This window comes from Streptomyces sp. NPDC006326 (assembly GCF_040612915.1).
In the GTDB taxonomy this organism is placed as follows: Bacteria; Actinomycetota; Actinomycetes; order Streptomycetales; family Streptomycetaceae; genus Streptomyces.
In genome coordinates this window covers 139,394-152,267 of the sequence record NZ_JBEXRC010000012.1, presented here as the reverse complement: position 1 = coordinate 152,267, position 12,874 = coordinate 139,394, and the positions used below count along the sequence as shown (strand labels likewise).

Here is a 12,874-nt window from a genome sequence, read left to right as displayed (position 1 = left end):
CGATATCTTCCTCGCTGGAAGGGCGGTCTCACGCCTCGGATGGGGCAAGGGGCAGAGCCCTGGCCTGGCCAGCACCTACCGGGCACTCGCCGAGCACAGAAGCGCCAGGTGCACCCCGAGGCCGTCGAAGCCGCCAACGCCGACTTCGCCACCCTCCAGACCGAAGGCAACGACCGGCCACTCTGCGCTACTCGTCACTTCGCCGGAGCTTCGGGAGGATAAGGCGAGAAGGCCCCGTCGACTCCCTGGCTCCCGACCGGGGCCCCGTACCGGCGGTTCAGTGCTCGCAGAGGGAGAACTCCCGTTCGTAGAGCTGCTCGTTGTGTTCGTCGACGAAGAACTTCCTTTCCTGCATCAGTTCTTCCCGGTATGCCTTGGCCTGCTCAAGCGTCATGGTCGAGGTGTCGGACCAGGGCTGCTGCGGCGGCACGTCGGAGGTCGAGACGATCTGCTCCGCCGGGTCGACCAGGAAGAACGCGAGGATCTTGCGGTGCCCCGGGCGGGTGGGGTCCGCGAGGCGGAACGCGTCCACGCGGTGCTGCAGGACGTTGGGGAACGCCAGGCAGCGGCCCGCCGGGGTCGGTACCGAGCCCAGCACCTGGTTCAGCGCGTCCTCGTCCTCCAGGCCATAGACCTCGCGCAGCCCGGCGTCGTCGTTCTGTTCGTAGTGCGGGTCGTCGAGTGCGGCCCGGAAGCCCAGCCGGCTTTCGGTGATGTTCTCGCTGTCCCAGTAGTAGATGCCGGTCGAGACGATCCGCTCGTTCAGCATGCCCTCGACGTGCCAGGAACCGCCGGGGTACTCGGGCTTGTCCGGTGTGAGGTGGACGGTGGCGAGTTTGACGATGACCTGGAGTCGGCGGCCGCGCAGGTCGACCCGGGTGGATGCGTCGGGCGGGGTGGGCGGGGTGAAGGCCGGGGCGTCCGGGACGATCGGGCGGCGGTTCTCCCACCAGGCCTCATAGGCGTCCGACCAGGCGGCGCGGGCATCCATGTAGGCCGCGTTGTCACTGTAGGACTCCTGGCGCGGGTACTCCGGTTCGGAGTCGTACCAGCCGTAGGGATCGGCCTCGATCCGCGGGGGCCGCGGGTGCCGCAGATCGGTGAGCACGTTCTCGAACAGCGGGCGCAGGCGCGCGAACACGTCCGGCAGGACGGAGGCCAGTGCGCGATGCACCTCGGGGTGGACGTTGTTGACGTACGAGCGGAAGGCGACGGAGCCGTCGTCGCTGACGTCGACGTCCGTGGGCAGCCACTGGAACCGCTCCGAGAACTCGTACTTCGCGTAGTGGTTCGTCGGGTTGTGCCAGGCCCGCTCGGGCCCTCCGCTCGCCTCCCTCACCAGGCAGAAGAGGGAGGGGTGCACGAGGTCCAGCACCTGGCCGCCGGATCCGGGATGCCAGTCCCGCTCCGCTTCGGGGACCTCTTCCAGAACGCCGACCGCCTCGCGCAACCGGGCCCTGAGCTGCTCGTCGACGAGGGTGTCCGACTGCCAGACCCCGTCGACGACGGACACCTCGATGCCGGTACGCGCGTCCCGCAGCGCGGCGTAGTGCCCCAGCTCGGCGAGGACGTAGCGCACCTGAGCTTCGGTCAGGCCCTGCGCCACCGCTTCCTTCGTCCACCTGGCGACGATGTCGGGGTCGTTCATCTTGTCGAACCACGCGGGCTTGGCGCGCAGGTGCGAGCTGCACTGCATCATCTGCAGTTCCCGAAGCGTCCGGGGCGTCGCGAACGCCGGGGAACGGGAGCTCTGGAAGGGCAGCGGGAAGGCGGACAGGCCGGTCACTACTGGTGGTCCTCACGGTCGGTTTGCGGTGCCGGGAAGAATAGCCCGGCCCACTGACACCGCGGCCGCGGGCCCCGGGCCGGGACGGCCGTGGGTGTCCGGACCCGGCACCCTGCGGGTGGGCGTTGTCGTCGGCGAGGGCAGCGTGGGCCTCGCGAGCGGCGGCCGCCGGGCTGTCCAGGGAGGCACGGCTCTCGGAGCCGGCCGCGGGTCTTCGGGCCGCAGGCGGTGTCAGCCCACGGCCGTGTGGCGGGGAGGGCCGCCAGGGCGGCGCACGGCATGGACTTTGAGGTGACATGTCGTCGCACGGTGATGGAGCGGAGCCGGTGGCGAGGTGGCCTCGGAGGCGGAGCAGGTCTTCGAGCTTCCTCGACCCCGGTTGGCGGCCGACCCGGCATGGGAGCGGGCCCTGCCTGCAGTTCTCAGCGTCCTGTGGATCCTGCGCCCCGGATGCGGCGGGACGCCACGGACGTGGTCGGGGCCTGCGGAAGCTCTGGTGAGCAGACTGTGCCTTCGCTGCTGAAGCGCTGGCAGGCCGAGGATGATCCAGCGACCCGGCTCGGTGTGAGCCTCGCACTCGGGCAGCTGTCCTGCGGCAGCCCGCGGGCGTGCACGCCGCCGAGGTCTTCGACCTCCTTGGAGCAGCATGGGGAGCTGGACCGAGACCGGTGTGACCGGTGCCTTCCGGCCGCTGATGCCGCCCGCCACCCATGCAGTGCGGCATCCATGTACGCCGAATTCGCGTGGCGGCAGGGTTGGCTCAAGCCGGACCGGTGCTGGATGCCGAGGCATACGCGTCCATGCGGGACACGGTCTCCATTGGGCCCGGCACGACAGGGCGTGGTCTGACGTGGTCGCCGCCTCGGTCCCCCTGCGGTGCTGATCGGCGGCAGCGACCCCGGCTTTGGGAAAGACGCTCGGCTACCTGACGAAGGACGTCGCAGAACCGATGGTGTTCTTCCACCTGTGGAACGGCGACGGTCGCGAGACCGACCCGTCGTGGCCGCCGGCGGGGAGGGAAGAGCCCCAGCTCCTCGCTGTCCGCTGCTGCGACGGCAGGTTCGCAGACGGTTGTATCTTCACCCTGCAGCGCCTCCGTTGGTCCAGCTCTGTGGGCAGATTCTCCAGGAGAACGGGGCCGGGGTAGAGGGCCGCGCTGTCCAGCCGGCCAACTCTTCGCCGATCAGGTAGCGGTACAGCCACTCGGCGAAGTCCATGGGGGTGACCGACCCAGTCGCCTTCCGACGCCCGTTCCGGCGAATCGCCCGCGCCTGGTATGCGGCTCCCCGGCGTGGTGGGCTGCGCGGCTGTGTCAGCCTGCGTCCCCGTCGAGCTGGTGGGCCATCAGCTGGACGACGCTGCTGCCCTCGGGGACATTGGGCATCTCCGTGCCGCCGGGCAAGCTGGAGGCCAGCATGCTCCAGCCGGACTTGCGGTAGGTGAGGATGTTGCCTTCCACCCGGGCCGGTTTCCAGCCTGCGCGTTCCAGTTCGGCACCCATCTTGGGAAGGGCCTGCTCGGCCTCCGCGGATTTCACGACGGCAAACCAGTCGACCATGTCCGGGCGCTTCACACCGTTGCGCGCAGACGTGCTCAGCCCGTTCGCAGGGTCCAGGCCCGCCTTGGTGAGAGCGTTGCGGAGATCCCCGTCCACGGCGTCGCGGTCCAGGACCGCGCTGCCCTTCTCCTGGCCCGCCTTCTGGGAACCGGTCCCCGAGGCCGAGGGCGCATCCGGCCCCGCCGGCTTCGGGCCGGTCGCTCCGTCCGCGGCGCTGCATCCCGCCAGCGCAACAACCGCTGCGACGGCCAGCGCCGTAACCGCCACCGAACGTCTCGTACGTACGTGCATGTGGAATCCCCCTGATGATCAGGAGGAAATTCTCGCACGGAGGCCGAGCCAGACGACGCTGACGTAGAGGAGATGTCCTCGCCTTCGGCGTCACGGCTGCCGAAGGTGGGAACGATCACGTGTCACGGGGCAAGTCCATGACATCGCGGACCATCTCCACCGCATGCTCGGAAGCCCGGTAAGCACCTTCGCGGCCTACGGCGAGAGCCGAGCCGACCATGCGCTCACGGGCCGGTCCAAGGACCTTTTCCGCGCTCGAACGCCGGCACCCACTGCGGGGCCCGGGATCTTCCGGACCCGGCAAGGAGCTCCGCAGCCGCGGTGGGAGCGGGCGCCGGGGGTGGTGCGGGCACGTGTTCGGGCGGCGGGGCCCTGCATGGCCCGCCGCAGCGCCTTAGACGCATGCGGTGTGACCCTTCCTCTGGTCCTGCAACACCGCAGGTCAGAGGTCTCAAAGCTCCAGACGTTGTGCAGCTTCCCACCCCCGGCCGATCGACGACAGTCCGGGCTGGCAAGACACGGGCTTACGTGACGTGACCTGACTCTGCCGGTGGGACTCAATGGGACGTAGACGAAGCCGAGGGCGCGAGCAAGCCGCGCTCCACCGACTACCCAGCCGATAAGGACCCACCGCAATGATTTTCGAGACGAATGGACGCTTCGCGTTCCTCATGGCCACGACTGACTCGGCGCCCGGTCGTTCCCCCCCTTAAGCCTTAACGCTCCCCGGGCGCCTCTTACGGGGGGCCACTCGGACAAGCGACGATGATGACCATCTACGACCTCCTCCACAGCGGCGCCAGCGCCGCTCTCATCCTTGCCTCCACCATCGCCGGCTCATACGTACTGCTCATGACCATCGTGCTGATCAGCCCCACCAGCACCCGGGGAAGGATGGCCAGAGACCTTCTGAGCCTCCACCCCTTCTCCAGGCACAGCCCCGCCGGCCACGACACCGATACAAGCCCACCATGACCCTCGTCCCCGGGAACGCACGGCCGGACGCGCCCGCACTCAACGCCCCGGGGCGGGGGTCCCGCCTCTGTCACCACGGACCATCCCGCTCCCAACCCACACGCAGCCGCTTGAAGCACAACCGATGACGGATGGCGCCCTCAAGACGACCTGCCGTCAGTAGCCACAAGGACCGCACGCCGCTGTCGAGCGGTCGTGCAGGCGATCGGTCGATCGGCTCATGAGGGAGAACCGGCGTGAGTGACGTCCACCGGAGCATCGCCCACGTGCCGCCTGCCGTCCGCCTGGCAACGACGGGGCTGCCGGGCCGTCTGCCCAGCAGCCGCTACTTCAGGCTGATCGCTTCGCATGCGGCCGCGGCCGTGTACTTGTCGCGCAGATCTCGGGGCCGGTGTGGACGCCGTCCTCAACCACCTCCTCGTTGCCACCGCTGGTACTGCCGCCGTGTGAAACAGGCGCGGAACCGTCAGGGTGGTCGTCGACCAGCCGTCCTCGATCGGAGCCGTACCGCTGATCTCGCGGGAGGTGAGCTGCTCCGTCGTTTACGTGCCCGGCCGGGCAATCGACGGCGCAGAGACCCGCGGTCTCAGCTTCGGCCCCGGGCCCCCTCACGGTCGCGCTCTCGTGGTCAGCCTGCCGGCTCCGACCGGTGCGGCCCGAAGCCTTCAGACAGCTGTGACTGATCGCCACAGCCATAGGCCGTCTGACGGGCTCTGACCGCTCCGTAGTACGACAGGTTCGAGTGAATCACCTGGATATCGAGCGGCTCCCTCACTCGGTGACTGTGGGCCATGGCGGTCATCCTCTCCGCCTGTTTGGGGTAACCGCAGGCCCCCTCGGTCCTCAACCATCAAGGGTGGGCATCGATTGATCGAAACGAAAGAGAGACGCGATGCCGCTTTATCTATCGAGGTTCAGCTACACGCCGGAAACCTGGGCAAGGCTGATCAGCCACCCAGAGGACCGCGCAAAGGCCGCTCGGTCGTACATCGAATCCGTTGGTGGGAAGCTTCACGGCTTCTGGTACGCCTTCGGCACCCACGACGGCTACAACCTCTGGGAGGCTCCGGATAACGTGTCCATGGCCTCGGTGGCGCTGGCCATCAGTGGAGGTGGCGCGCTCAGCTCGTTCGAGACGACCGTTCTCCTCAGCATCGATGAAACGCTGGATGCCTTGCGCAGAGCTGAGCAAGTCCGGTATCGGGCTCCTGGCGCGTAGCGGTCCGGCGCGCGGTCTTCTGCCTCAACTGCCCGAGAGCCTTCAATCTCCGTCCCGTCCTACCAGGGCCGCGACGGCGTGGACCGGGGGACACGGTGGCTGCCGCCCGGGCTGCGGCGCAGGTCAGCGGCCGCGACCGCCGCCGTGGTCGCCGTCGGTGTGGTTGCCTTGCTGACCCAGGCGGACACCGAGGGCGAACTCGCTGGGTCGTCGCGGTCGATTCGCGATCGTCCGAGGGGCACCAGCACGCGGCTGCGGCCAGTCAAAATGGCCTGGCCGGCGAGTCGGCCGGCCCACGCCCTCAACGGTCCCGTGGCGGGCTGACCACGAAGAGCCACCTCGCGCCGACGGCCGCTGTCGCGCGCAGGGCTTCGCCATAACCCCGGGACTGGTCGGTGACGCACCCGCATGGAGCGGGTCACGGATACGATTCGCGTTCCGCGACCCCTTGGCATGTCTCAAACGACGCCGGTCGTTGTCGTGGCGGACAAGGCCTGTTCGTCCCTGGCGATGCGTTGGCATGTGCGGCGCCGCGGGAACCGGGCGGTGATGCCTGAACCGGCGGACCAGGTCGCGAACCGCAACGCGGCGGCAACCGGCCACCTCGCCGGACTACACCTCCGCGCCATCTTCACCTGGTCAGCCGGATGAGTGGCAGGAAACGGGCTAGGCACGCCGCAGTTCGCAGCTCCCGTTGGTGCAGGAGCGGCGCAGCCGCCCGGCCGAGACGGTCTCCACGAGGCCGATCGCCCAGCACATCGGGCAGCCGCGCAGGGCGACCAGGCCGATCGGGGCGAGCAGCAGGCTCGCCGGGCCGGTGACCGGGAGCAGGGCCAGTGATCCGGCGAGCATGCCGAATCCGACCGCGCCGCGGGCCAGATGGCGCGGAACGGTGGCGCTGGCGAAGCCGCCGCGCTTCGGCGTACCGCCGCCGGCGGCGCCGGGCGGGGTGGTGCTCGTGGTCGTGGTCGTGGCCGGCTCAGGTCTCATCGTCGTCTCCGCTCGTGCATACCGGTTCCTCGCGCAGCGCCTCGCGTACCGCCGAACGGGCGCGGTGCAGACGGGACTTCATCGCGGCGGTGCTCAACCCGAGCCGGTCCGCGACGGTGCGGCCGGGCAGACCCTGGATGTCCCGCATGACCAGCACCTGCCGCTGGTCGGCCGGCAGGGCGGCGACTGCGGCCCCGACGCGCTCGGCTTCCAGGCGCAGCAGGACGTCCTCCTCGGCGGACCGCGCGGTGCCGCCGGACGCGTCGTACCCGTCCGGCGACTCGTACCGGTCCGGCCCGTCGTACCGGTCCGGCCCGTCGTACCGGCCGGGTCCGCCGCGGCCGGGGGCGGCCGGTCCCCGGGGGTGCAGGGCGCGGGTGCGGCGCAGGCACTCGTTGCGGATGATCCGGAACATCCACGACGCCAGCGCCCCGGAGGCCCGCAGCATGCCGATCTTGCGGTAGAGGATGATCAGCGCCTCCTGGGCGGCGTCTTCGGCATCCTGGGGTGTGGCGCACAGCGTGTGCGCGAACCGGTGCACGTGTGGGTACGAGCCGTGCACCAGGGCGGTGAGCGCCTCCACGTCGCCGCGCTGCGCGGCGGCGACCAGGGTCGCGCCGGGCCAGGTGTGCTCAGCCACGCTGACGCCGCCGGCGGCGCAGCAGCGTGACCGTGCACGCGCACAGCAGCAGCGCCGCGGCCGCGGCGATGACGACGGTGGTCATAGGATCCTCCCGGTGGGGTGCAGGGCGGACGCGGTCGTCCGTTTGTCTAAGAGAGGCGTGGTAGGCGCGAAAGGATTCACCCCCCGCCGAGAGACGTCCGTGCCCGGTGACGTCCACGCCTGCGCGGTGCTCTTAACCCTGGCGGTGCCGTACCTGCTGTAGCTCCACGATTCGCCCGATTACTGCAACAGCCCGAATGCGGCTCCGGGGCTGTGCGTCAACGGCAAGCCGCTGCCGAAGGGCGACGGCACCTTCAAGGTTCCGCAGGGAAAGACTCCGTGCCTGCCAATCGACGGCCCCGAGCTGTGTGCGCAGAAGCAGAACCCCAAGCCCTACGTGCCGAGCCCCACGCAGCTCCACCGCCAGGCTGGCGGTGTGACGCCGGCAGTCGGCCAGGACACATGCGAAGGGCGCGGCTCCCGAAGGAGCCGTGCCCTTTTGGGCAGGCGCTTCGTTGCAATGCAGCCAAGCGCAGCACGGCTGTCTCGGCGGCGGCACTGTGTTTCAGCGTCACCGGCCTGCTGATGTCGACTTCCAGCCTCTACCCGGCGTACGTCGACGGCGAAAGCCTCGAACCAAGGCGAAGCGCGCCGGCCGGTGCGCCCGGCAGCTGGACAGGGCCGCGGGCATGCCGGCGCTGTGCCATGCCGCGCCGACGGCGTGACCGGTCCCGGCCCGGTGTGCGGATTTTCAGGCCCTGACCCGTAGGCGCCCGCGGGCTGCGCGGCGGGTGAGCCTGCGCTGTTCCGCCGTCGCCCAGCGCTCCGCGCGGGCCGGGTCGAGGGGTGTGCCGTGGCCGACGTGGAGCCGGGTGGGCTTGAGGTCGAGCATCGTTCGGAGGCTGGCGAGGTTGGCGAGCGGGTCGTCGTGGAAGGGCGGGTTGGCCGGGCGGCCCTTGATGAGGCCCATGAAGGAGTTGGCGATGAGGTCGCCGGCCACCAGGTCGCCGTCGTCGGTGAGGACGGAGATGGAGCCGGCCGTGTGGCCGGGGGTGGGGATGATGCGGGCGTCGACACCGAAATCCGCCAGTCCCGTCTCGCCCCGGACCAGGACGTCCGGTTCGAAGGGCTCGACCTGCTCGTGGAGTTTCGGGTTGCGGGCCATGAGCCGTCCCATGGGGCCGGTGGGCAGGTACGGTTCACGGACCCGGCCTGTGCGGAAGGGGCCGAGATCGGCAGCGTGCGCGGCGATCGGGGCTCCGGTCAGGCGGCGCAGTTCGGCGGCCGAGCCGAAGTGGTCGATGTGGCCGTGCGTGACGACGACGAGGCGGACGTCTTGCGGGTCGACCCCGTGAGCGGCGATCTGCTCGGTGATGCGCCGGCCGCTGCCCGGGGTTCCGGCGTCGACGATCACCGGGTGGCGGCCGAGCAGCAGGTAGGCGTTGACGGCGTGCCGGCCCAGGACGGGTATGGCGACGACCTTGGTACGGGACAACGGTGGTGCTCCTTCGCGAATGCGGGGTGGGCGGACGGGTGACCGCTGTTGCGGTCAGCCGTTCAGCGAGCGGTTGCGTGGGGGCGGAACCGGCGGCGGTAGTCGGCCGGGGTGGCTCCCAGGCGGCGGCGGAAGGCGCGGTGCAGGGTCTCGACTGATCCCAGTCCGCTGGCGGCCGCGACGGCGGGCAGGCTGTGCGCGGACTCCTCCAGGAGGCGGCGGGCCGCCTCCACCCGGACCGCCTCCAGGTAGTCGCCTGGGGTGCGGCCGGTGCAGTCGCGGAAGACCCGGGCGAAGTGGCGCACGCTCAGGTTCAGGCGGGCGGCCATGGCCTCGACCGAGATCCGCTCGGCGAGGTGGTCGTCGATCCAGCGGCGGAGTTCGTCGATGCGGTCGTCGGCGCTTGCCTGGAGCGAGAGCGGCACGCTGAACTGCGTCTGCCCGCCGGGCCGTTTGACGTACATGACCATGGTCCGGGCGGTTTCAAGGGCGATCGCCGGGCCGAGGTCCTCCGCCACCATGGCGAGGGCCAGGTCCATGGCGGCGGTCACGCCCGCGCAGGTCCAGACCCGCCCCGCACGGATGAAGATCGGCTCGGGATCAACGGCGACGTCCGGGTGTTGTGCGGCCAGCTGGTCGGCGGTGAGCCAGTGGGTGGTGGCGGGCAGGCCGGCGAGGAGTCCGGCCTCGGCGAGCAGGTGGACGCCGGCGCACACGCCGCCGACGCGCCGTGCGGCCGGAGCCGCGGTGGCCAGCCACTCGACGACCTCGGGTGCAATGACGGCCTGGTAGCTGCCGCCCGCGCTCTCCATGGCACCGGCCACGAGGAGGGTGTCGACTCCCGGGCCGACCTCGGCCAGCGATCGGGCGGCAACCAGCTCGATCCCTGCGGCGGTGGGCAGCGGACCGGCCTGCGCGGCGGCGACCACGACCCGGTAGGCGGGGCAGCGGCCGGCCACCAGGCGGGAGGCGACGGAGAAGACCTCCGCCGGGCCAGTCACCTCCAACAACTCGACTCCGGGAAAAGCAGCGATGACGACGGTACGTGTTTCGGGCACACCGCCATCCTTCCGCCGGCCAGGCGGTGGCCGCAATGACCAGGTTCTGTCACATCCGGCCATCGATCAGACGAAGGGCCGCCACTTCTCGCGGGGTGGGCGCCCTCGGAAGGCTCCAGTCCGCGTTGACCTTCACGACAGGCTCCGGGCGGAGCACAACCGCATCGAGGACGTCGCGGCTCCCCACGTTCTCGCTCGGCGAGCGCGGCACGGCCGCGTACGGTCTGCTGCCCACCCACACACTCGCCGCCGGCATCGACCGCGACCGTGATGCCGTCATGGTTGGCTTCGTGTCCTGTTCACCCGTGGGGCGGCGACTTGTGAGGGCCTACGAGCACGTCGCGGGGCGGACCAGGCTCAGAACTCGGAGGGCGCCCCGCGCCCCGTCGTCGGCCCGAGGAGTGCGTGTCCGGCGAAATCGAAAGGCCTCCGGCCGTCCCCCGTAAAGGCAGGGCGGCCGAAGGCCTCAAGTCGATGGCGAGGAAAGCGAAGGGACTAATTTCAGGAGTGTGGAGAAGGAAGGCCCCTCATGGCCTCGCCACGGACACGTTAACAGTCAGGCGGGGATCAGGTCACCCAGGTTTTCGGGAGTGATGATCCGCGACTGCCGGTGCAGCCCGTCGGGGCGCTCCAGACCGATGTAGGTGACGGGCCCCGCCGGGACCGTCTTGCCGTCCCACAGGGTGACCGTCGTCGCGCTGCCGGTCATCAGCTCGGTGAGGTAGCGCACGGTGAGCTGCTCGCGCTCGACGATGCCGCGCAGCAGCGTCGCGACCGTCACCCGGTTGCTCTCGACCCGGTTCGAGGACGGAGTCCCCTTCAGGTAGAGGTTCAGCCACTTGGCGCGCCACCGGCCGTCGGGTCCACGCAGGAAGACCAGTGGCAGGGCGACCCGGCCCGGACCGCGCAGCTCCGATTTCATGCGTACCGTGCGCGGCTCGAACGGGAGTCCCTTTTGCTCGCCCTCGCGCAGCATGAACCCGAAGAACGACTCCTCGACCTCCTCGAAGCCCTCTCCGGAGAAGATGTTGACCTGCGGCACGATGCAGGTGGCGCGTACAGCGTCCAGGCGCAGGTTGATGAACTCCGACGCTCCGTCGGGGGCGGATGTGATGTCGCCGGAGTGCTCGCCCTCGACACCGCGGAGGTTGGTGTACGACAGCCAGGAGGCGGTCGAGTAGTCGGCGTTCAGGAGCGCCGCCGACAGGTCGTAGTCGGTGGAGCGCTCGGTCTGCTTCCAGTACACGAAGAAGCGCAGCAGTTCTCCGTCAACGCGGGACACCGATCCGCGCGGCAGTACACCGAGTCCCGATGCCGTGGCCTTGCCGCTCAGTGGCAAGGCCACGTCCAGGACGTCCGGGTCGATCAGCAGGTGGTCCGCGGCGGGCAGCCGGCGGCGCAGTTCCGTGTCGAGCGCGGCGATCAGCCGCTCGCGCTCGGGTGCGAACACCGGCCGACGGGTGTCGTCGGTGACCCAGGCCCGGCCGAGGCGGTTGACGAACACGCGCTGCTCGCCGGTCTCCTGCCCACGGTTGTGGAGGTGCTGGCGCACCGACAGCAGGACCCGGCCGGAGACGTCGGGTGCCACCTGCTCGGCGGCGGCCACGACGATGTCGCGCTCGTCCTGGGGGAAGGAGTCGCGCAGCAGCTGGTCCAGGGAGCGGAAGAGTTTGCCGGGCGCGGCCTTCAGCAGTTCGGCCGCAGCGGTGGTGTCACCACGGGCGAGCAGTTCCTCGACTCGGCTGTCGAGGGAACGTGCCGTCTTCTCACCGCGAGCGACGGCGAACACGTCGGCCGCGTGCGGCCACTGCGGGTACTCGTGCGGGTGCAGCCGCTCGCCGAGCCGCTTCCACATCTCGCGGTGGGCGTGCACGTCGGCGAGCTTGGCCGGCGCCGCGGCGACGACCGCGTCCAGGCCCGCGAGCAGGGCCCGGCGCACCGATCGGGGCAGGGTGCGCAGACGCGTCGGCTCCTGCAGGGTCACGTCGCCGCCCACGAGCGCGCAGGCCAGGCGGAGCACGTCGGTGACCGTGTCCAGTAGCAGGCCCGCACCGGCCATCAGCCGGGCCTGGTTGACCACGGCCCGGTTCTCCCGTACGGGGATCTCCTCGGGCTGCGGCCCTGCGGCGCACTGGTCGGCGAGATCCTGCAGGTCGCGCAGGCCGTCCTCGCCCAGAGGAGTGGTGCTGCCGGCCAACGCCAGGTAGAGGGAGGCGATCTCGTCGTCGAGTGCGCCGCCCAGGTGCAGGACCGTCATACGGTCTCCCGCCGCAGCGATCAGCTCGTCGTGGTGGGCCAGCATCTCGGCGTAGGTGTGCCGGTAGTTCCCGTAGGACGGGAGGGTGAGCAGGTTCACCGCACCGGTGCTCAGCTGCTCCAGCGTGTTCGCGCGCGTGGTGTCGTCGGTGAGCGCGTCGGCGATGCAGCGCATCCAGAATTCGAACGTGTCGGGGACGTTGGCCGGGAAGTCGATGAAGTACACGTTGTGCCGGACGTGGTCGCCGACCATCTCCCGGACGGTGCCCAGCGTCCGTACGGCGGTCTCGACGACCGCGCCCTCGGAGAGCCCCGACAGGTGCGCGAGCAGCTCGGCCGAGAGCTTGAAGCCCACGGACATCAGCGCGGCGTCGAACTGCTGCGCCGCGACAGCGCCTTCCCCGGCGGGCCCTGTGGGGCAGGGGATGCGGTGGGTGTGCCGGATGACCAGGGCTTCGAGTCGGTGGACCATGCCGGGATGATCCCGGGGCGGGGTGAACGGCCGCACCCGCTTTTCCCGGTGCGGGACAGGTGCCCTCAACGCCTCACCGAGGCATTGTCCCCCGATATGCCAGGCCCTCG

Annotated in this window: 9 protein-coding genes; 2 read left to right on the top strand and 7 right to left on the bottom strand. The window is 70.3% G+C overall.

Going from position 1 to position 12,874, the window contains the following annotated elements; genetic code table 11:
- Positions 1-277 precede the first annotated feature (277 nt).
- Together ABZ128_RS12950 and ABZ128_RS12945 are read right to left on the bottom strand one after the other, a co-directional pair.
- The gene (locus ABZ128_RS12950) at positions 278-1,786 is read right to left on the bottom strand and encodes a DUF4246 domain-containing protein (RefSeq protein ID WP_356848060.1); all 1,509 of its coding nucleotides are present in this window, start codon (positions 1,784-1,786) and stop codon (positions 278-280) included.
- A 1,312-nt stretch (positions 1,787-3,098) separates the two neighbouring features.
- Positions 3,099-3,611 carry a hypothetical protein gene (locus ABZ128_RS12945; RefSeq protein ID WP_356848058.1) on the bottom strand — a complete coding sequence of 171 codons (513 nt, stop codon included), beginning with the start codon at positions 3,609-3,611 and terminating at the stop codon, positions 3,099-3,101.
- 792 nt (positions 3,612-4,403) lie between these two features.
- On the opposite strand from ABZ128_RS12945, the gene ABZ128_RS12940 reads away from it, so the two are divergent.
- Positions 4,404-4,610, top strand: a complete 207-nt coding sequence (locus ABZ128_RS12940; protein WP_356848057.1) for a hypothetical protein — start codon at positions 4,404-4,406, stop codon at positions 4,608-4,610.
- 892 nt (positions 4,611-5,502) lie between these two features.
- Positions 5,503-5,829 carry a GYD domain-containing protein gene (locus tag ABZ128_RS12935; RefSeq protein ID WP_356848055.1) on the top strand — a complete coding sequence of 109 codons (327 nt, stop codon included), beginning with the start codon at positions 5,503-5,505 and terminating at the stop codon, positions 5,827-5,829.
- 666 nt (positions 5,830-6,495) lie between these two features.
- On the opposite strand, the gene ABZ128_RS12930 is transcribed toward ABZ128_RS12935, so the two are convergent.
- The 5 genes from ABZ128_RS12930 to ABZ128_RS12910 form a co-directional block, all read right to left on the bottom strand.
- Positions 6,496-6,819, bottom strand: coding sequence for a hypothetical protein (locus ABZ128_RS12930; RefSeq protein ID WP_356848054.1), 324 nt, complete (start codon positions 6,817-6,819; stop codon positions 6,496-6,498).
- Complete coding sequence (locus tag ABZ128_RS12925) at positions 6,809-7,459, bottom strand: sigma-70 family RNA polymerase sigma factor (RefSeq protein WP_356848052.1); 651 nt, start codon at positions 7,457-7,459, stop codon at positions 6,809-6,811. The genes ABZ128_RS12930 and ABZ128_RS12925 overlap by 11 nt, the downstream gene beginning before the upstream one ends.
- 775 nt (positions 7,460-8,234) lie before the next feature.
- A complete protein-coding gene (locus ABZ128_RS12920) occupies positions 8,235-8,978 on the bottom strand; it encodes an MBL fold metallo-hydrolase (protein WP_356848050.1) in 744 nt (247 codons plus the stop codon).
- 62 nt (positions 8,979-9,040) lie between these two features.
- Positions 9,041-10,036 carry a helix-turn-helix domain-containing protein gene (locus tag ABZ128_RS12915; protein ID WP_356848049.1) on the bottom strand — a complete coding sequence of 332 codons (996 nt, stop codon included), beginning with the start codon at positions 10,034-10,036 and terminating at the stop codon, positions 9,041-9,043.
- Positions 10,037-10,592: 556 nt separating this feature from the next.
- Entirely contained in the window at positions 10,593-12,764 is a 2,172-nt protein-coding gene (locus ABZ128_RS12910) for a TerD family protein (RefSeq protein WP_356848047.1), read from the bottom strand.
- Positions 12,765-12,874: the final 110 nt, after the last annotated feature.